This is a genomic window from Streptomyces coacervatus, assembly GCF_029223485.1.
Classification (GTDB): domain Bacteria; phylum Actinomycetota; class Actinomycetes; order Streptomycetales; family Streptomycetaceae; genus Streptomyces; species Streptomyces coacervatus.
In genome coordinates this window covers 295449-312032 of sequence record NZ_JARHTP010000008.1, presented here as the reverse complement: position 1 = coordinate 312032, position 16584 = coordinate 295449, and the positions used below count along the sequence as shown (strand labels likewise).

Sequence of the window (16584 nt, the reverse complement as noted above, 5' to 3'; positions counted from 1 at the left end):
GTGGTTCAGTGCGCAGCCGGGGCCAGGACGAGCAGTGCCGTCCCCGCCTCCACCTGGTCGCCCGGTCTGGCCAGGATCTCCGCCACCACGCCGTCGATCGGCGCGTGCACCCTGGATTCCATCTTCATCGCCTCCAGGGCGAGCAGGGGCTGTCCGGCCGTCACCTCGTCGCCCTGCTCGACGTTCAACTGCCAGACGGATGCGGCGAATTCGGCCTCGACCAGGCGGCCGCCCGGCGGGACCGTCACCTCGGCCGGGGGAGTCGGTGGTGCGGAGGCCGTCTCGGCGCGGGTGAACTCGCCTGCTGTCTCCCATGCGTCCCGCTCCGCGGAGAAGGCCGCTTGCTGCCGTTTCCTGAACTCCGCTATGGACTCGGCGTGTTCGGCCAGGAAGGACTGATAGTCGGCGAGTGAGAAGGTGCCCTCCTCGATGCGGGGCACGAAGCGGCCGGAGGTGATGTCGGCGCGTAGGTCGAGGAGTTCGTCCGCGGCCACCGGGTACCACTTGATGCGGTCGAAGAAGCGGAGCAGCCAGGGGGAGCCCGGCTCGAAGGCTCCCCGCTGCTGCCAGCCCGACCAGACCTGGGTGGTACGGCCTACGAACTGGTAGCCGCCGGGGCCTTCCATGCCGTAGATGCACAGGTATGCTCCGCCGATGCCGACCGAGTTCTCGGCCGTCCAGGTGCGTGCCGGGTTGTACTTCGTGGTCACCAGGCGGTGGCGGGGGTCGAGGGGGGTCGCGACCGGGGCGCCCAAGTACACGTCTCCCAGGCCCAGTACGAGATATTCGGCGTCGAAGACGGTGTCGTAGACGTCGTTCACCGACTCCAGGCCGTTGACCCGGCGGATGAACTCGATGTTCCACGGGCACCAGGGGGCGTCGTCGCGGACGCCCGCCATGTAGCGGGCGATCGCCTCGCGGGTTGCCGGGTCGTCCCAGGAGAGGGGGAGATGGACGGTGCGGGAGGGGACGACGAGTTCGTCCGTGGGCGGGAGCGTTGCGGTGATCTGCCGTACGGCGGTGAGGAGTTCGTGCTGGGGGAGGCGGGTCGGGTCGGTTTGGATCTGGAGGGAGCGGATGCCCGGTGTGAGGTCCGTGATGCCCTCGGGGCCGTCGGCGGCCACCGCTTCCATCAGTGCGTGGACGCGCATGCGGAGTGCCAGATCGAGCTGCATGGGGCCGAATTCGACCAGCAGGTTGTCGTCGCCGCTGCGGCGGTAGGTGATGTCGCCGCCGCGGGCCAGTACGCCGCCGTCCACGATGTCGGGGCGTGTGGAGCCGTCGATCTGTACGGGGACGAAGTTGACGGTGTCGCCCGGGCGTAGCTGGCCCAGTTTCCAGCGCTCTCCGCTCAGGACCGTCGCCGGGCAGACGAACCCGCCGAGCGAGGGGCCGTCCGGGCCGAGCAGGACCGGCATGTCGCCGGTGTAGTCGACCGCGCCGACGGAGTACGGGGTGTCGTGGATGTTGGACGGGTGCAGGCCCGCCTCGCCGCCGTCGGTGCGCGCCCAGCGCGGCTTGGGGCCGACCAGTCGTACGCCCGTGCGGGCCGAGTTGAAGTGGACCTTCCAGCCGGCGGCGTAGAAGTCGCGGATGTCCTCCTCGGTGAAGAACTCCGGTGCTGCATGGGGGCCTTCGACCGCGCCGACGTGCCATAGGGCGGTGAAGGACGGGCGGTCCTTGGTAGGTACCGGGGCGCCGTCGGCGACCGTACCGCCGTGCAGCACATCGCCGGTACGCAGCGCCCGGCCGCCGTGCCCGCCGAAGCGGCCCAGTGTGAAGGTGCTTGTGCTGCCGAGGAAGGCCGGGATGTCCAGGCCGCCGGCGAAGAGCACATAGGTGCGCAGGCCGTGCCGTGTCGGTGCGCCGATCTCCAGTACGGCACCTGCGGGCACCGTCACCGGCTCCCACTGCGCGACCGGTGTGCCGTCGAGGGTGACCTCGGCGGGAGCGCCCGTCACGCACACGGTCGTCGGGTGCGTGAACCTCAACGAAGGTCCCTGGAGCGTGCATTCGAGGCCCGGGGCGCCCTCGTGGTTGCCGAGGGCCCGGTTGCCGAGCCGGAAGGACAGGTCGTCCATCGGGCCGCACGGAGGCACGCCGACCTGCCAGTGGCCGGTGCGGCCCGGCCAGTCCTGCACCGTGGTGAGGGTGCCGCCGGAGACGACCTCGATACGCGGGGTCGGGTCGGAGACGGCGGCGAGGGTAGCCGTGGAGTGGGCGGCGGCCTTGAAGTCCGGGTCTGCGAGGGCCGCGCGGACCAGGCCCAGGTTGGTCTCGATGCCGTCGACGCGGGTGCGGGCCAGCGCCTCGTCGAGCCTTTGGAGCGCATGGGCGCGGTCGGGGCCGTACGCGATGACCTTGGCGAGCATGGGGTCGTACGACGTCGTCACTTCCGTGCCGCTCTCCACCCAGCCGTCGACGCGGACGCCCGGCGGGAACTCGACCCTCGTCAACAGGCCGGCGCTTGGGCGGTGTTCGCGTGAGGGGTCCTCGGCGTAGAGGCGGGCCTCGACGGCGTGGCCGCGGGGGGCGCCCGGCTCGCGTACGACGTCGGAGTCGCCGCGGGCCAGGCGCAGCATCCAGGCGACGAGGTCGACGCCGTAGATCTCCTCCGTGACCGGATGCTCCACCTGGAGGCGGGTGTTGACCTCCAGGAAGTACGCCTCCTCGCGGGCGGCGTCGTAGACGAACTCGACGGTTCCGGCGGAGCGGTAGTCGACGGAGGCACACAAGTCGCGGGCGGATGCGGCCAGTTGGTGGCGTATGTGAGCGGGGAGGCCCGGCGCCGGGGCCTCCTCCAGGACCTTCTGGTTGCGGCGCTGGAGGGAGCAGTCGCGGTCGCCGAAGGTGACGACGCGGCCCTCGCCGTCGCCGAAGACCTGTACCTCGACATGGCGGGCGTGTTCGACCAGGCGTTCAAGGAAGACGCCGGCGGAGGAGAAGGAGGCGGCGGCGACACGCTGCACCCGGTCCCAGGCGTCGGTCAGTTCGTCGGCGGACCGACATGCCGACATACCGATACCGCCGCCACCGCCGGTCGCCTTGAGCATCACCGGGTAGCCGATCGCCGATGCCTGTGCGAGTGCCTCGGCCGGCGACTCCAGCAGGCCCGTCCCCGGGGCCAGTGGCACCCCCGCCGCCTCGGCCGCCGCCCGCGCCGTGTGCTTGGCGCCGAACAGCTCCAGCTGCCCGGGCGTCGGGCCGACGAACACGATTCCGGCGTCCTCGCAGCGGCGCGCGAAGGCCGCGTCCTCGGACAGGAAGCCGTAGCCCGGGTGGATCGCTCCCGCGCCGGTGTCCTTGGCCGCCTTCAGCACCAGGTCGGCGTCGAGATACGACTCCTTCGCGGGCGCCGGGCCGAGCCGCACCGCCTCGTCGGCGAGCCGTACGTGGGGTGCGGAGCGGTCCGGGTCGGAGTACACGGCGACCGTGCGCAGGCCCAGTTCGCGGGCCGTGCGGATGATCCGGGCCGCGATCTCGCCCCGGTTGGCGACGAGCAGCGTGTCGAAGGTCATCCAGTGACCCCGATCGTCATCTCCACGGCCGTCGGCTCGAAGCCGTTGCAGGGGTTGTTGATCTGGGGGCAGTTGGAGACCAGGACGAGGACGTCGCGCTCGGCGCGCAGGGTCAGTTTCAGGCCCGGCGCCGAGAGGCCGTCGACGATGCCGAGGGTGCCGTCCTTCTCGACGGGCACGTTCATGTACCAGTTGATGTTGGAGACCAGGTCGCGTTTGCCCAGGCCGTAACGGGCGCCCTCCGCAAGGAAGTTGTCCACGCACGCGTGCTGGGACCAGGTGTGGTGGCCGTAGCGCAGGGTGTTCGACTCCTTGGAGCAGGCGCCGCCGACCGTGTCGTGGCGGCCCACCTCGTCGTCGACGACGGTCATGAGCGGGGTGTGCTCATTGCTCATCAGCACGCTGCCCGTGGTCAGGAAGATGTTGCCCTGCGCGTGGATGGTGTCGGGCGCGCTGTAGCGGACCGATGTGTCGTGGGCGTCGTAGACGAGGAAGTCGACGGCCTGGTTGCCGTGCAGGTCGGTGATGGTGAGCGTCTCGCCCGTGCGGACGACGGACGACCAGGCGGCGCGTGCCGCAACGACGGTCGTGTGCCCGGTCGTTGGTGTGCCCGTGCTCATGCGAGCCCCCTCGCGGCAAGGAATTCGGCGGTGTTCAGGAAGGCGCGGCGGCCCTCGGGCGTGGCCTCCCACAGCGGGGCGCCGGGTTCGGTCGGCGCGGCGCGCCAGGCGAGGACCTCCAGCGGGGTGCTGACGTAGTCGGGGCGCGGGTCGGCCGGGTGCGGCACATTGGCGATCAGCACGGTGACGTCCTGCTCGGCGCGGAGGGTGACGCTGCCGCCGGGGCCGGCGGAGCCGGTGAAGTCCAGGCTGCCGTCCTCGCGTACCTCGACGCCCTGGAAGAAGGAGAGGGAGGGCGGCAGATCGCGCGGCTGCAGGCCGTTCTTCGCGGCCGCCAGCTTGAACAGCTCGCGGCCTGCGGGCGAGGGGCACTGCGGGGTGCCGTCGCCGTACCGCTCCGTGTTGCGTACGAGGGTGGAGGTGCCGCACAGCGCGTCGTGCCGCCCCGAGGTGTCGGCGACGACACTCGCGAGGACGCGGCCCTGGTCGGACAGGAGCAGCTGCCCCTCGCCGAGGTAGGCGTTCCACTGGACCTTCACCGTGTCGGCGACGTTCAGCCGCTCCCAGGGCCGGTCGGCGACGTACAGCAGCAGATGCGCGCAGGCGTCGCCGTGCAGGTCGGTCAGGCGCAGCTCCGTACCCCGGGCCAGCACCCGGTGGGTGTAGTTGCCGCCCGCCACCGTCTCGGCCCAGACCAGGTGGCCCGCCTCGCAGGGCGGGTCCGGCCAGGCGGCGGACGGGACGACGGGCATGGCCTCGGCGCGTGTGCCCTCCTGGGCGCGTGCGTGATCGCGGGCTCCGTATGTGGTCGCTGTCGCCATCGCGGGACCTCCGGCTCCGGGGGTTGTCTCTTCCGGGGTTATTTCTGTCGCCCGACAGAAATTAGGAGGCGGGCGGGTCGCAGGCATTGCCCGCGCGTTGCCGGTGGGTTACCGGGGCCTCACGAGGGCCGTCCGTAGATGGCCTGAGCGCTGGTCGGAGGGCACCCGGAGGTGGCCGGAGGTCGTCCTTGGCCGCCGGGAGGCCGCTCGGAGGTCGTCCGGAGGTGCCCGGAGATGGTCGGAGGGTGCTCGGAGATGGCCGGAGTTCGCCTTGGGGCCGCCCGGAGGCCGCCCGGGGACCCCCGCAAGCCGCCCGGGGCTCGCCCGCAGATCGCCCGGGGATCGCCCCGCATAGCCGTATGCGAGGATCGAACGCATGGGAACGCCGGGTGGAGGAGGCGGCCGACGGGTCGGTAGGCCGCGGGTCGTGCAGCGGCCGGACAGCGGGCTGCAGCCGCGCGACGAACTGCTCGCCGCGGCCGCCGAGTTGTTCACCACCCGCGGCTATGCGGCCACGACCACCCGTGCGGTCGCCGAGCGCGCGGGCATGCGGCAGGCTTCCATGTACCACTACGTATCCGGCAAGGAGGAGCTCCTCGCCGAGCTCCTGGAGTCCACGGTCACGCCCTCGCTGGCCTACGCCCGACAGCTCCTCGCCGAGGATGCGGCACCGCCCGAGGACCGGCTGTGGGAGCTGTGCCGGACGGATGTGGAGCTGCTGTGCGGCGGCCCGCACAACCTCGGCGGGCTCTATCTGCTGCCCGAGGTGCACGCCGAGCGGTTCGCCGGCTTCCATGCGGTGCGCGCCGAACTCAAGGACGCCTACCGGCAGTTGCTCGCCGCCACGGCCGCCGGGAGTGCGCTCGCCAAGAGCGAGCTCGATCTCCGTACGGACCTGTTGTTCGGTCTGATCGAGGGCGTGATCCTCGTGCACCGCTCCGACCCCGAGCGCCCGGTGTCGGTGTTCGCGGAGGCAACGGCCGATGCGGCCCTGCGGATCGCCGGTATCTGAACTTCACTCGTCACGGTGAGTTGTTTTCGTATGCCTGTACGCCGTGACACACCGTGTTCGAATGGGTCCTGAGCGTGTAAATGGAGCCGAGGGTACCCCTTGGCCCGGGCTCATTTCAGGTGCTTGCTGAATATGACACGGCGATGATCCGGTCGGACTAAGCTCGCCCGCAGCGCACCGAGTTGAGGTGTATTCGTGCGCTTGTTCCCAAAAATACCGAAGATCCAGCGCAGTCCCATGCGTACCCCACTTGCAAGCTCCCCAGACACCCAGCCGATCTTTTTCAGAGGGCCTACATGGTGAGTGTTCAATCCCCTCCCGGGCGCCGTGAACTTCCGTACGCGCGCGTGCTGTTGCTGCCCGCCATAGTGATGGCCGCAGCGACCGGAGCAGCCGTCGCCCTGGTGACCGTGCCGGCCCGGGCGGCCGTCGTCTGGTGCGGCGCCGTCGCCACGCTCCTGGTCATCGCGACGGCGGCCGAAGCGGTGCGCCGCGGCCGTACCCTGCGGGCGGTGCGCGAGGAGAGCGCCCGTCACAGTGCGTATCTCGAACGGCGCATCTCCGGACACGACCAGGAGATGCACCGCCTCGCGCACGAGATCCTGCCTGCCGCCATCGAGTACCTGCGTGGCGGGACTCCGCCCAGAGAGGTGATCCGCCGGCTCGGCGACATCGACCCCGCCTACCGCGAACTGCCCAAAGCCCAGGTGGCGGTGGTCAAGCGGATGCTCGACATCATCGACAACGAGGAAGCCCTGCGGGACTCCTCGCAGCGCTCCTTCGTCAACATCGCCCGCCGCGTCCAGGCGATCGTGCACCAACAGGCCAAGGAACTCCGGGAGATGGAGGAGGACCACGGCCGCAACCCCGAGGTCTTCGACGACCTGCTGCGCATCGACCACGGCACCGCGCTGATCGGCCGCCTCGCCGACTCCGTCGCGGTGCTCGGCGGCGGCCGCCCCGGACGGCAGTGGCCGCAGCCCGTACCGCTGTACAGCGTGCTGCGCGGCGCCATGTCCCGGATCCTGGAGTACCGGCGCATCTCGCTGGACAACATCGCCAAGGTCAACATCAGCGGTATCTCCGTCGAGCCGGTCATCCACGCCTGCGCCGAACTCCTCGACAACGCCACGCGCTACTCGCCGCCGCAGACCAAGGTGCACGTCATCGCAACCGAGGTGCAGACCGGCGTCGCCATCGAGATCGAAGATGCCGGCGTCAGCCTCAGCGAGGAGGCCCGCGCCAAGGCCGAGACCATGCTGGAGCGCGCCAAGGCCGGCGTCGACCTCCAGGAACTCGGCGATTCCCCCCGGCTGGGCCTGGCTGTCGTGGGCCGCCTGTGCAAGGCGTACGACATGCAGATCTCGCTGCGCTCCTCCGCGTACGGCGGTGTCCGCGCCGTCCTCGTCGTGCCGCGCGTGATGATGACCAGCGACACCGCGCCCGGCCTCGCCCACGGCATCGGCGCGACCGCGGCACCCAAGCTCGAACTCGGTGCGCTCGAAGGTCCCAAGCGCGCACCGAAGAGGCGGCGTCCCACCAGCCCGCGCATTCCGGCCGGCGTGTCCATGGAGGACGAGGTCCCCGAGGTCACCGAGTGGACCGCGGGCGGCCTGCCGCAGCGGCGCAGCCGGGTCAAGATCCCGCTCAGCCAGCGGTACGCCGAACAGGCCGCCGCCGAAGAGGCGGAGCGGGAGGCCCGGGCGACCCGGCCCGCGTGGGCGTCGCCGGTGCCCGAACCCGAGCCGGAGACGAAGGAACCCGAACCCGGGCTGTGGGTCGAGGCGTTCTGGGAGGGGCTCAAAGGCGACCCCGACCCGACCGCATTCACCCAGCCGACCACAGAGCCGGCCCGTATCGAGGCCGACGACGAGAGGGACCACACGTGATCCAGCAGCGAGCCAACTTCGACTGGATGCTCAAGGATCTCGCCGACGGAGTACCGGGCATCGAGATGATCGTGGTGCTCTCCGCCGACGGCCTGCGCATTGCTCGCTACGGGGGTGATCCGGACGCCGCCGACCGCGTGGCCGCGGCCTGCGCGGGCCTGCAGAGCCTGGCGGGCGCCGTCGCCCACGAGATCCCGGGCAGCGACGGCCGGATGAAGCTGGTCATCATCGAGATCAACGGCGGCTACTTCTATCTGATGGCCGCCGGAGCCAACGCCTACCTCGCGGTGCTCTCCGACGTGGTCGCCGAACCCGGCCTGATGAGCAACCGCATGCGCGATCTCGTCGTACGCATCGGGGCCCATCTCACCAGTCCGCCCCGGCGCAATGGGCAGACCGTATGACTCCTCCGCAACGCCGACGGCGATACCCCGGTCAAGACACCCCAGAACCTCCCCCGGCACCTTTCAAAGAAGGCAAAGAAGGCAAAGAAGGCAAAGAGGGTGACGCGAAGGCCCCGGAGCGGCTCTACGTCGTCGCCGGGCCGGACGGGGAACGCGCCGACATCGACCTGGTCACGTTAATCGTGGCGCGCGCCGACCCGCCGCCTTCCGCCACTCCGGAGCAGACGGCGATGCTCCGGCTCTGCACGGCCCCCCTCTCGGTGGCCGAGCTCTCGGCCTATCTGAGCCTGCCGTTCAGCGTGGTGACCGTGCTGCTCACCGACATGCTGACGACAGAACTGGTGCACGCGCGCGCCCCGATCGTGCGGCAGGCGCTTCCCGACCGTTCCCTCCTCGAAGCGGTGATGCATGGACTTCAAAGGCTCTGACACCATCCCCGGACCACGGACAGAGGATCATCTGCCGCACACGGCCCAGGCCGCGGTGAAGATCGTGATCGTGGGCGGCTTCGGAGTCGGCAAGACGACGATGGTCGGCTCGGTCAGCGAGATCAGGCCGCTGACCACCGAGGAGACCATGACGCAGGCCGGCGTCGGGGTCGACGACAACTACGGCTCCGAGTCCAAGACGGCCACCACCGTCGCCATGGACTTCGGCCGCATCAGCATCACCGACCAGCTGGTGCTGTACCTCTTCGGCACGCCCGGCCAGGAACGCTTCTGGTTCCTGTGGAACGGCCTGTTCGAGGGCGCGCTGGGCGCGGTCGTGCTGATCGACACCCGTCGGCTGGAGGTCAGCTTCGACGTCATAGGGCGGCTGGAGGAGCGCGGCGTGCCCTTCGTGATCGCCGTCAACTCCTTCCCGGACGCGCCCCGTTACCCCATTGCCGACCTGCGCACCGCACTCGACCTCGCCGAGGAGATCCCGATCATCGACTGTGACGCGCGCCGCCGGGCCTCCAGCCGGGACGTCCTGATGACGCTGCTGCGCTTCCTGCACTCACTGGCGAGAGCAAAGGCCCCCACGTGAGCCGCACATCGGTCGAGGGGTACGGCCGCCCTGCCCCGCGCACGACCTCCCCCACGTTCCCGGCTTCGGTCGAACCGCCCGGACCGGGGGAGCCCATCACCTCTTTTACACCGGATCCACTTCAGCTTCGGAGCCACCATCGTGACGCCTGAACCCCTCTTTCCGACCGGTACGGACGAGTCCATGGCCGGCCCGCCCCCCGGCTGCCCCGCGCACGGCATCGGCGCCGGCGGGCTGCGACGGCTGTACGGCCCCGAGGCGGAGGACCTCGGAGCCGTGTACGAGAAGCTCCGCGCCGAGCACGGCGCCGTGGCTCCCGCGCTGCTGCACGAGGACGTGCCGATCTGGGTGGTGCTCGGCCACAGCGAGAACCTGCACATGGTGAGCGCCCCCTCGCAGTACAGCCGTGACACCCGGTTGTGGACCGCCATGCAGGACGGCACGATCAAGCCGGATCACCCGCTGATTCCCCACATCGCCTGGCAGCCCATCTGCTGCCACGCCGAGGGCGACGAGCACCTGCGGCTGCGTGGCGCGGTCACCGGTGCCATGTCGACCATCGACCACCGGGGCATCCGCCGCCACATCAACCGTGCGACCCAGCACCTCGTCAACAAGTTCTGCAAGGAGGGCAGGGCCGACCTGGTCAGTCAGTTCGCCGAGCACCTGCCGATGGCGGTGATGTGCGAGATCCTCGGCATGCCCGAGGAGTACAACGACCGGATCGTGCAGGCCGCCCGCGACATGCTCAAGGGCACCGAGACGGCCATCGCCAGCAACCAATACATCATGGACACCTTGATGCGGCTCACCGTCCGCCGCCGTGCCGAACCCGAGGACGACTTCACCAGCCACCTGATCAACCACCCGGCACGGCTCACCGACGAGGAGGTCGGCCAGCACCTGCGGGTCGTCCTGATCGTCGCGTTCGAATCCACCGCCAACCTCCTCGCCAACGTACTGCGAGTGGTGCTCACCGACCCCGGGTTCCGTGCCCAGCTCAACGGCGGTCAGATGACGGTGCCTCAGGCGGTCGAGCAGTCCCTGTGGGACGAGCCGCCGTTCAGCACCATCCTTGGCTACTTCGCCAAGCAGGAGACCGAGCTGGGCGGTCAGCGCATCCGCAAGGGCGACGGCCTCCTCCTGGGTATCGCACCGGGCAACGTCGACCCGCGCGTACGCCCCGACGCGTCGGCCAACATGATGGGCAACCGTTCCCACCTCGCCTTCAGCGGCGGCCCTCACGAATGCCCGGGCCAGGACATCGGCCGCGCCATCGCCGACGTCGGCGTCGACGCGCTGCTGACCCGCCTCCCGGACGTTCAACTCGCCTGCGAGGAGGACGAGCTGCGCTGGCGGGCGTCCATCTCCAACCGGCACCTGGTGGAACTGCCGGTCCGCTTCGAGCCGAAGCCCCAGCAGGACGTGAAGGCGCTGTCCGGCCCCGCGCTCGTCCCGTCGCAGCGCACCGACTGGGAGGTCGGCAACACACAGCCGAAACCGGCCGCCGCTGCCCCGGAACCCCAGCCGGCCGCACCACCCCAGCAGGCCGCGCCGGCACCTCAGGAACCGGCCCGCCCGAAGGGCGCCTGGCGCCGCTTCCTGCTCTGGTGGCGCGGTTACTGACCGGGATCGGTGAACTCCAGTGCTCGCGCCCGCTGTTGGAGCGGGCACTGGAAGCTCATTCGTCGCGGAAGCTCAGCCACTCCATCTCCCCGGTGTATCGGGGAGAGCTGCGGCACCAGTAGTAGGAGGATGCGCAGCTCGATCGCAGGTCGTCGACGAAGGCGTAGGTGTTCGCCCGGTCTGTCAGAGAGACGCCGCGAGCTTCCAGCGCGGCCGACAGCCGGGCTTCTGCCGTGAGGAAGCCGGCGAGGTACTCACCCAGCATGGACACCACCGCATCGACCGCCTCCGAACGTGAGCAGCCACGCTCTCGCTCGACGACGAGCACCATATTGTGCGGCTCTCCCTGAGCTGCCTCTTTCTCGAACGAGAACAGGTCATCGACCAGGTTGAGGCACCACACATTCGCGTCGTAGAGGGTTCGGAATACCGGATCGGCATATACCTCGGGCGTAAGCTCGAAACCCCGGAGCCGCTCGGTCATATCGAGTATCGGGGGCATGTATCCGGATCGGTACCGGATATTGCGGTACTCCTCGATCGTGGGGAAATGGCACTCCGCCATGTTCACGACCTCCGTCAGGAGGGCGTCGAACACTTTCGTCCAGTTGTCTGCCGCGCGCCTGCAGTATCGGGCTGACATCCCCTTGCACTGCCGGGCCCACACATCGGCGAAGAAGTCGACCCGGCTGTCGCCGTTGCCGCCGGCACCCTCCACGACGGCGGTGAACGTCTTGATCAGCTTCTCTGCTTCCCGTGTGTTGAGGCCGTCGAAGGCGTCGTCGACCAGGAACAGCCAGGCGAAGAAGTCCAGTCCCAAGTCCAGTTCATCGCCATTTGCCTCAGGCCACCACCCTCCGACGATGTCGGGGCACCGCTGGGCCAGGTAGACCTTCTCCGGCAGGCCGAAGCCCCACAGACGCTGCACATGTCCTGGGAGAGCCTGTTCCAGCCGGGGGTTTGTCCGCAGGGCGAACGGTACGTCGAGCTCAAGAGTCGGCATAGCGATGTCCTCATCACGAAGAGTGGCTGACGATCTTGTCGGCGAGCATCTCCCTCGAACACAGGGCGTGGGAAGCGCGGAACTGGACAGGCCATCCACTGGATTGCGTCACGGCACGTTTATCCGTTGGTACTGCGTGACGCGGCCCACGTAGCCGTCTCCACCCATCACGGTATACAGCTGAGCGGTCTGCTCGTTGTAACGCGACCTGTGGTCGAAGGGCAGACAGTGACGGTGGGATTCGCGGGTAATGCGGGTAATGCAGGGCCCTGCCAAGCCGGTATCTCCGGGGTTACCGCCTCGACCTCAACGCGACTTGGTGCCATGACCCGAGCCTCCGCAAGAACATCCCACTTCTCGCTGTAATCCCAAGCGTGCGCGCGACCCCGGTCGCCGTGAAGGAGCGTAGGAGGAGCGTACGACGGCACACGAGGGGCGCACTTGGTTGAAATGTTGTCATGTGTGGACTCGATCCGAAAGAGTTGGTGCCGATCCGTTCACAGCTGTGCAAGTCAACTGGTGGGATACGCGCGGCAGTTGTGGCCGTGGAGGCGCGGCTACTGAGCGGCCCAGTCGCCGTAGGAGCTCCATGCTTCGAGGGTTCGCGCACTGCGGAACCGGTGCTCCACACCCGTGACCGGATCGGTGAACTCCAGCGCTCGGGCCAGCAGTTGGAGGGGCCGCCGGAAGTCGCCGGCCGGCACGGGTCCGGTCACCACGGGGTAGAGCGGATCGCCGAGGATGGGGACCCCGAGCGCGTTCATGTGGACGCGCAGCTGATGGGTCTGCCCGGTGCTGGGGGTCAGCCGGTACCGGCCGAAACCGTATGCGTTGCGCTCGATCAGCTCGACGCGGCTGACGGCGTTCGGCTCGCCTGCCACCTCGTAGGCCGCCAGCACGCCCCGCTCCTTCACGATCCGGCTCCGCACGGTCCGGGGCAGAGACAGCCCGGGATCGTAAGGGGCGACCGCCTCGTACTCCTTCCCCACCAGCCGGTCCCGGAACAGCGACTGGTACCTGCCCCGCTCCTCGGGCCGCACCGTGAACAGCACCAGCCCGGCGGTGAGCCGGTCCAGCCGGTGTGCGGCGCCCAGCGTGGGGATGTCCAGTTCCCGGCGCAGACGGGCGAGCACGGTCTGCGTGACGTGGCTGCCGCGCGGGGTGGTGGCCAGAAAGTGCGGTTTGTCGGCGACGACGATGTGTTCGTCGCGATGCACGACCTCCAGCGGGAACGGCACCGGCACCTCGTCGGGCAGCTCCCGGTGGAACCACACGAACATGCCGGGTTCGTATGCCGCGTCGGGCGCCACGGCCCGCCCGTCGGCTCCGACGATCTTCCCCGCGTCGAACATCCCGTCCACGACGCCGACACCCGCGCCGGACAGCCGCTGCACCAGGTGCTCGCGGACGGTGGCCCACGGGCCCTCGACGGGCAGCCGCACCCGCACCGGATCCACCCCGTGCCGCTGTGGCAGGGGAGCGGGCGGGATCCGTGGCTTGCGTCGCATCACGATCAAGCGTACGGCGCCGGGAAAACCCGTTGGACCGGGCGCGCCCCAGCGGCAGGATGCGGACCATGCCCTACACCACCAGCCCCGTCCTGCCCGCCGGCGCCCTGTCCAGCACCCCGCAGCCCGTGCTCCCCACCGGTGACGGGCTGGTACTGCGCCCCTGGCGGGCCGAGGACGCGCCGGCCGTGCACGAGGCCTTCCAGGACCCGCTCATGCACCAGTGGCACCTCATGGCCAGCGGCTCGGAGGAGGAGGCCGCCGGCTGGATCGAGGGGTGGCTGAAGCAGTGGGAGGGGGAACGTGTCGCCCAGTGGGCCGTGGTCGACGCGGACAGCGACCGGCTGCTGGGGCGAGTGGCGCTGCGCGAGATCGCGCTCGTCGACGGCTTGGCCAAGGTCGCCTACTGGACGACCGCGGCGGCCCGTGGCCGGGGTGTCGCCGCTCGCGCGACGAGCACCCTCACCCACTGGGCCTTCGAGGAGATCGGCCTCCACCGCCTCGAACTCCTCCACGCCGCCGCCAATCAGGCCTCCTGCCGTGTCGCCGCCAAGACCGGCTTCGCTCTGGAGGGCATCAAGCGCAGCGCCTTCCGCCACCCGGACGGCTGGCACGACATGCACCTCCACGCGCGCGTGCGGGGCGACTGACCTATACGGCCGCCTCGGGCACAGCCGCCGTCGTACGGCTCCGATACGCCCGCCAGCCCACGCCGAACATCACGGTCGCGCCGAGGAACAGCACCGTGAACCACTGGAAGTACCAATGCCCGCCCGCCGGGTCGTACACCGCCGCCCGCGGCCAGGCCAGGTTCACCGTCATCAGCAGGCCGTAGAGGAGGGCGAGGGCGTTGACCGGGATGCCCCAGCGGCCGAGGGAGAAGAGTTTGCCGCCCGTCTCGTCCGTGCCCTCGGAGGTGAACTCGCCGCGCAGGCGGCGGATCAGGAGTGGGCCTGTGACCATCGCGTACGCCAGGTACAGCATCACGATGCAGGTGGTGCCGATGGCCAGGAACGCGTCCGGGGAGGCGAAGTTGAGCAGCAGGAGGGCCGCCGCGAGGACGCCGACGACGAGGGCCGGGGCGCTCGGCATGCCCGTGCGCGGGTTCACGCGGGCGAGACGGCCGGAGAAGGGGAGCTGGCCGTCGCGGGCCATGGAGAACAGCATCCGGCACGCCGCCGTCTGGATGGCGAGGGTCGCCACCGCGATCGCCACCACCACGTCGGCCAGCAGGACCTTGCCGACGCCGTCGCCCAGGCGGCTGGTCAGGACGTAGCTGAGGCCGTCGACGCCCAGGTGGCCGTCGGTGAGGCTGGGCGCGGCGAGCAGGCCGCCGAGGATGACCAGGCCGCCGAGCAGGCCTGCCGCGCCGAGTGCGGTGAGGATCGTGCGGGGCGCGGTGCGGCGCGGGTGGTGCGTCTCCTCGCTCATCTCGCCCGCGCTGTCGAAGCCGATCATTACGTACGCCGCCGTGAAGGAACCCACGGCAAGTGCCCCGAACAGACCGGAACTTGCGGCTCCCGTGGTGTGGAAGGTGATGCCGGGGGAGCGCTTCGAGTGGGTGAGCAGCAGCACGATGATGAGGGCCGCGCCGATGATCTCGGCGGTCACCCCGACCCGGTTGATCACGGACATCACTCGGTTGTCCACGATGTTCACGATCGAGGTGAGGACCAGCAGGATCACGCCGAGCACGGCCGCGTTGGCCGCGCCGTCCTGCGACGTCACCGCCGGGTCGGTGCCCACCAGTTGGAAGCCCGACCAGATCGCGGGCAGCACCATCTGCAGCGCCAGCGCGGCCGCCGCGACCACCACGATCTGCCCGATCACCATGATCCAGCCGGCGAACCAGCCGAAGGTGAGGTTCGAAAGGCGCGAGGACCACTGGTAGATGGCGCCCGAGATCGGGTAGCGCGCGGCCAGTTCCGCGAAGCACGCGGCCACCAGCAACTGCCCGACCAGCACCGCCGGCCAGGCCCAGAAGAAGACGGGGCCGCCGAACGCGTACCCGAAGGCGAAGAACTGGAAGACCGTCGTCAGGACGGAGATGAAGGAGAACCCGGCCGCGAAGGAGGCGTACCGGCCCAGGCTGCGGTGCAGCTCCTGGCGGTAGCCGAACTCCGCGAGGGAGCTGTCGTCGGGGGAGTGCGGCGGGTCGGGGCGTACGTCGGAGGGGGTGGTTGTCGTCACGGCGGCACCTGCCTTCGGCGCGGGAGCGGAGAGTGGCGCGGAGTTCCTGTCGGGCGACAGAAATTAGGGGCGGGCTGTTTCGTGCGCGTCACGCCGCCATGTCCGGGGCGGGCCCAACTCCTCACGCCCTTGCCGTGAATGTCGAAACGCGATACATCGTGTGTATTGACGCTCGCTCGCCAGTCGCGATATGTTCGTCCACGGATATACGTAAGCGAGGTGACGGTCATGGCGATGAAGCGCCGCAAGCTCAGCAACCCGCTGGCGCTGGCCGTGATGGTCACGCTCTGGCAGAAGCCGATGCATCCGTACGAGATCGCCCAGACCCTGCGCCGACAGGGCAAGGACGTCAGCACGAAGATCAAGTACGGCTCGCTCTACACGGTCGTGCAGAACCTGGAGAAACACGGCTTCGTCGAGGTCGCAGACGTCGAGCGGCAGGGAAACCGGCCCGAGCGCACGGTCTACGGGCTCACCGAGGCGGGGCGGGAGGAGATGGCCGACTGGCTGTCCGATCTGCTGGCCGTCCCGGCCAAGGAGTTCCCGATCTTCGAGACCGCGCTGTCCTTGCTCGGCGCTCTGCCTCCCGACGAGGTGGTGCGGCTGCTGGCGGAGCGGCTGCAGAACCTCGAGGTGGAGGTGGCGAGTGGGCGCGCGGCGCTGGAGAAGCTCTACGAGACGCTCCCGCGGCTCTTCCTCGTCGAGGTCGAGTACCAGCTGCACATGGTCGAGGCGCAGGCGGAATGGGTCCGCGGTTTCCTTGAGGAGATCGAGAAGGGCTCGCTGCCGGGCGTCGACGGGTGGCGCCACTTCCACGAAACGGGGGAGCTGCCACCGGAGTTCACGTAACGAGAAGGACCCCGGCCGGGCTGTTGCAGCAGCCCCGCCAGGGTCTCGAACCCCGAGCTGAATCCGCCGTGAGGCAGTTCCAGGCGATCGAGGTGCGGCACACCAAGGATAGCCC

At 69.6% G+C, this 16584-nt stretch carries 14 protein-coding genes; 8 read left to right on the top strand and 6 right to left on the bottom strand.

The features are described from left to right. Positions 1 to 5: 5 nt before the first annotated feature. The 3 genes from P2Q00_RS21755 to P2Q00_RS21745 are packed head-to-tail and all read right to left on the bottom strand — an operon-like array spanning position 6 to position 4959. Positions 6 to 3518 (bottom strand): 5-oxoprolinase/urea amidolyase family protein, encoded by a 3513-nt coding sequence (locus tag P2Q00_RS21755; protein ID WP_275774291.1) that lies wholly within the window; start codon positions 3516 to 3518, stop codon positions 6 to 8. After that, on the bottom strand, positions 3515 to 4138 hold the full coding sequence (locus P2Q00_RS21750; RefSeq protein ID WP_275774290.1) for an urea amidolyase associated protein UAAP2: 624 nt from the start codon (positions 4136 to 4138) through the stop codon (positions 3515 to 3517). Before P2Q00_RS21750 ends, P2Q00_RS21755 begins: the two co-directional genes overlap by 4 nt. After that, a complete protein-coding gene (locus P2Q00_RS21745; RefSeq protein ID WP_275774289.1) occupies positions 4135 to 4959 on the bottom strand; it encodes an urea amidolyase associated protein UAAP1 in 825 nt (274 codons plus the stop codon). Before P2Q00_RS21745 ends, P2Q00_RS21750 begins: the two co-directional genes overlap by 4 nt. 376 nt (positions 4960 to 5335) lie before the next feature. Here P2Q00_RS21745 and P2Q00_RS21740 point away from each other — a divergent pair, with 376 nt between their 5' ends. From P2Q00_RS21740 to P2Q00_RS21715, 6 genes are all read left to right on the top strand, one after another. Next, positions 5336 to 5971, top strand: coding sequence for a TetR/AcrR family transcriptional regulator (locus tag P2Q00_RS21740; RefSeq protein WP_275774288.1), 636 nt, complete (start codon positions 5336 to 5338; stop codon positions 5969 to 5971). Between the two features lie 296 nt (positions 5972 to 6267). Beyond that, positions 6268 to 7860 carry an ATP-binding protein gene (locus P2Q00_RS21735; protein ID WP_275774287.1) on the top strand — a complete coding sequence of 531 codons (1593 nt, stop codon included), beginning with the start codon at positions 6268 to 6270 and terminating at the stop codon, positions 7858 to 7860. Further along, entirely contained in the window at positions 7857 to 8264 is a 408-nt protein-coding gene (locus tag P2Q00_RS21730; RefSeq protein WP_016434374.1) for a roadblock/LC7 domain-containing protein, read from the top strand. The genes P2Q00_RS21735 and P2Q00_RS21730 overlap by 4 nt, the downstream gene beginning before the upstream one ends. After that, complete coding sequence (locus tag P2Q00_RS21725) at positions 8261 to 8692, top strand: DUF742 domain-containing protein (RefSeq protein ID WP_275774286.1); 432 nt, start codon at positions 8261 to 8263, stop codon at positions 8690 to 8692. The genes P2Q00_RS21730 and P2Q00_RS21725 overlap by 4 nt, the downstream gene beginning before the upstream one ends. Further along, positions 8673 to 9293, top strand: a complete 621-nt coding sequence (locus tag P2Q00_RS21720) for a GTP-binding protein (RefSeq protein WP_275774284.1) — start codon at positions 8673 to 8675, stop codon at positions 9291 to 9293. Before P2Q00_RS21725 ends, P2Q00_RS21720 begins: the two co-directional genes overlap by 20 nt. Positions 9294 to 9434: 141 nt before the next feature. Beyond that, positions 9435 to 10919: a cytochrome P450 gene (locus P2Q00_RS21715; protein WP_275774283.1), complete on the top strand. Its 1485-nt coding sequence runs from the start codon at positions 9435 to 9437 to the stop codon at positions 10917 to 10919. Between the two features lie 55 nt (positions 10920 to 10974). Here P2Q00_RS21715 and P2Q00_RS21710 read toward each other — a convergent pair whose 3' ends face one another. Next, positions 10975 to 11922: a terpene synthase family protein gene (locus tag P2Q00_RS21710; RefSeq protein ID WP_275774282.1), complete on the bottom strand. Its 948-nt coding sequence runs from the start codon at positions 11920 to 11922 to the stop codon at positions 10975 to 10977. A 557-nt stretch (positions 11923 to 12479) separates the two neighbouring features. Continuing rightward, the gene (locus tag P2Q00_RS21705; protein WP_275774281.1) at positions 12480 to 13430 is read right to left on the bottom strand and encodes an RluA family pseudouridine synthase; all 951 of its coding nucleotides are present in this window, start codon (positions 13428 to 13430) and stop codon (positions 12480 to 12482) included. A gap of 68 nt (positions 13431 to 13498) precedes the next feature. Here P2Q00_RS21705 and P2Q00_RS21700 point away from each other — a divergent pair, with 68 nt between their 5' ends. Further along, on the top strand, positions 13499 to 14080 hold the full coding sequence (locus tag P2Q00_RS21700; RefSeq protein WP_275774280.1) for a GNAT family N-acetyltransferase: 582 nt from the start codon (positions 13499 to 13501) through the stop codon (positions 14078 to 14080). 1 nt (position 14081) lies between these two features. Here P2Q00_RS21700 and P2Q00_RS21695 read toward each other — a convergent pair whose 3' ends face one another. Continuing rightward, positions 14082 to 15620, bottom strand: coding sequence for an amino acid permease (locus P2Q00_RS21695; protein WP_275774279.1), 1539 nt, complete (start codon positions 15618 to 15620; stop codon positions 14082 to 14084). A gap of 228 nt (positions 15621 to 15848) precedes the next feature. Here P2Q00_RS21695 and P2Q00_RS21690 point away from each other — a divergent pair, with 228 nt between their 5' ends. After that, entirely contained in the window at positions 15849 to 16469 is a 621-nt protein-coding gene (locus P2Q00_RS21690; RefSeq protein WP_275774278.1) for a PadR family transcriptional regulator, read from the top strand. Positions 16470 to 16584: the final 115 nt, after the last annotated feature.

What these genes read in the sequence shown, in the direction of transcription:
- P2Q00_RS21755 (WP_275774291.1), bottom strand. Translation starts at nt 3,518, where the DNA reads ATGACCTTCGACACGCTGCTCGTCGCCAACCGGGGCGAGATCGCGGCC.
- P2Q00_RS21750 (WP_275774290.1), bottom strand. Translation starts at nt 4,138, where the DNA reads ATGAGCACGGGCACACCAACGACCGGGCACACGACCGTCGTTGCGGCA.
- P2Q00_RS21745 (WP_275774289.1), bottom strand. Translation starts at nt 4,959, where the DNA reads ATGGCGACAGCGACCACATACGGAGCCCGCGATCACGCACGCGCCCAG.
- P2Q00_RS21740 (WP_275774288.1), top strand. Translation starts at nt 5,336, where the DNA reads ATGGGAACGCCGGGTGGAGGAGGCGGCCGACGGGTCGGTAGGCCGCGG.
- P2Q00_RS21735 (WP_275774287.1), top strand. Translation starts at nt 6,268, where the DNA reads ATGGTGAGTGTTCAATCCCCTCCCGGGCGCCGTGAACTTCCGTACGCG.
- P2Q00_RS21725 (WP_275774286.1), top strand. Translation starts at nt 8,261, where the DNA reads ATGACTCCTCCGCAACGCCGACGGCGATACCCCGGTCAAGACACCCCA.
- P2Q00_RS21720 (WP_275774284.1), top strand. Translation starts at nt 8,673, where the DNA reads ATGGACTTCAAAGGCTCTGACACCATCCCCGGACCACGGACAGAGGAT.
- P2Q00_RS21710 (WP_275774282.1), bottom strand. Translation starts at nt 11,922, where the DNA reads ATGCCGACTCTTGAGCTCGACGTACCGTTCGCCCTGCGGACAAACCCC.
- P2Q00_RS21705 (WP_275774281.1), bottom strand. Translation starts at nt 13,430, where the DNA reads ATGCGACGCAAGCCACGGATCCCGCCCGCTCCCCTGCCACAGCGGCAC.
- P2Q00_RS21700 (WP_275774280.1), top strand. Translation starts at nt 13,499, where the DNA reads ATGCCCTACACCACCAGCCCCGTCCTGCCCGCCGGCGCCCTGTCCAGC.
- P2Q00_RS21690 (WP_275774278.1), top strand. Translation starts at nt 15,849, where the DNA reads ATGGCGATGAAGCGCCGCAAGCTCAGCAACCCGCTGGCGCTGGCCGTG.